General features: G+C 52.4%; 2 rRNA genes. Both read left to right on the top strand.

The annotated features are described in order from the left end of the window. Positions 1 to 1,861: ribosomal RNA gene (locus G437_RS11540) — 23S ribosomal RNA — on the top strand; the annotation flags it as partial. Positions 1,862 to 1,995: 134 nt separating this feature from the next. Further along, positions 1,996 to 2,109 (top strand): 5S ribosomal RNA (gene rrf / locus G437_RS0110370); the annotation flags it as partial.

The following is a 2,109-nucleotide window of genomic DNA, read 5'->3' as shown; positions in this document are numbered from 1 at the left end:
TTTTTTGGGTGGTTGGTTTGTGGTTGGGTAGGGGAGCGTCCTGCATGAGGTGAAGTTTCGGAGTGATCCGGGGTGGATTGTGTGGGAGTGAGAATGCAGGCATGAGTAGCGATTGGAAAGTGAGAATCTTTTCCGTCTTATAACTAAGGGTTCCAGGGGTAGGTTCGTCCGCTCTGGGTTAGTCGGGTCCTAAGGCGAGGCCGTCAGGCGTAGTCGATGGTTAACCAGTTTTTATTCTGGTACCGGCATTATTCTCGTTCAGTGGCGAGGCGCATAGTACTAACCAATATTGTTTCTTGGGATTTCCTTTTTGGTTTTTCTTTGGGATGGTCTTGGGACCGATGTGTGTAGTAGTCAAGCGTGTTAACAGGGGTGACGCAGTTAGATAGCCTTGCGTCGCGGTGGTTTGCGGCGTTCAAGCATGTGGCCTATCGGGTTGGTAAATCCGCTCGTGTTTGGGTGAGGTGTGATGGTGACCCTGTTTTTGGGGGATATTGGGTGATTCTGTGCTGTCTAGAAAAGCCTCGGCGTTAGAGGGTGTGCTGCCCGTACCCTAAACCGACACAGGTGGTTTGGTAGAGAATACTAAGACGTGCGAGTGAATCATGGTTAAGGAACTCGGCAAAATGCCTCCGTAACTTTGGGAGAAGGAGGACCCGGCCTTTTACATTACTTTTTCGGTTTTGGTGGGGGTTGGGGCGCAGAGACCAGGGGGAAGCGACTGTTTATCAAAAACATAGGTGTGTGCGAAGCCGTAAGGCGATGTATACGCACTGACGCCTGCCCGGTGCTGGAAGGTTAAGAGGAACCCTTAACTAGTTTTTGCTGGTGAAGGGGTGAATTTAAGCCCCAGTAAACGGCGGTGGTAACTATAACCATCCTAAGGTAGCGAAATTCCTTGTCGGGTAAGTTCCGACCTGCACGAATGGCGTAACGACTTCCCTGCTGTCTCGACCGTGAGCTCGGTGAAATTGCATTATGAGTAAAGATGCTCGTTTAGCGCAGCAGGACGGAAAGACCCCGGGACCTTTACTATAGCTTGGTATTGGTGGTTGATTATTCTTGTGTAGGATAGGTGGGAGACTGTGAGGCCGCGCCGCTAGGTGTGGTGGAGTCGTAATGTGAAATACCACTCTGGTGTGATTGGCTGTCTTAACCTTGGCCCGTGATCCGGGTTGGGGACAGTGCCTGGTGGGTAGTTTAACTGGGGCGGTTGCCTCCTAAAGGGTAACGGAGGCGCTCAATGGTTCCCTCATCCTGGTTGGTAATCAGGTGTTGAGTGTAAGTGCACAAGGGAGCTTGACTGTGACACTGACGGGTGGAGCAGGTACGAAAGTAGGAACTAGTGATCCGGCAATGGCTTGTGGAAGCGTTGTCGCTCAACGGATAAAAGGTACCCCGGGGATAACAGGCTGATCTTGCCCAAGAGTCCATATCGACGGCATGGTTTGGCACCTCGATGTCGGCTCGTCGCATCCTGGGGCTGGAGTTGGTCCCAAGGGTTGGGCTGTTCGCCCATTAAAGCGGTACGCGAGCTGGGTTCAGAACGTCGTGAGACAGTTCGGTCCCTATCCGCTGCGTTCGTTGGAGATTTGAGGGGGCCTGTCCCTAGTACGAGAGGACCGGGACGGACGAACCTCTGGTGTGCCAGTTGTACCGCCAGGTGCATGGCTGGTTTGCTACGTTCGGGAGGGATAACCGCTGAAAGCATCTAAGCGGGAAGCCTGCCTTGAGATTAGATCTCCTTACACTGTTTTTGGTGTGTGAGGGTCCCAGTAGATGACTGGGTTGATAGGCCAGGAATGTAAGGCTCGTGAGGGTTTGAGTTGACTGGTACTAATATCCCGATTACTAACAAAATATTATTGTTGTTTGGCATTCTGGAAACATTTTTGGTGTTGACGGGGGTGCTCGCGTTCACTGTGCGGTTCACGATACGACCGGCCCGGTAAAAGGGTGTCCCGGCTTGTTGCTGGGGTGGTTGTTATAGGTTTTCGTGGTGGTCATAGCGGTAAGGTCACGCCCGGTCCCGTTCCGATCCCGGTAGCTAAGCTTGCCAGCGCTGATGGTACTGCACTTTTTAGTGTGGGAGAGTAAGTCACTGCCACG

The sequence above is a fragment of the Winkia neuii subsp. neuii DSM 8576 genome, from assembly GCF_000420405.1.
Lineage (GTDB): Bacteria > Actinomycetota > Actinomycetes > Actinomycetales > Actinomycetaceae > Winkia > Winkia neuii.
Note: the sequence above shows the minus strand (reverse complement) of the source record. Positions and strands in the feature narration are given on the sequence as shown.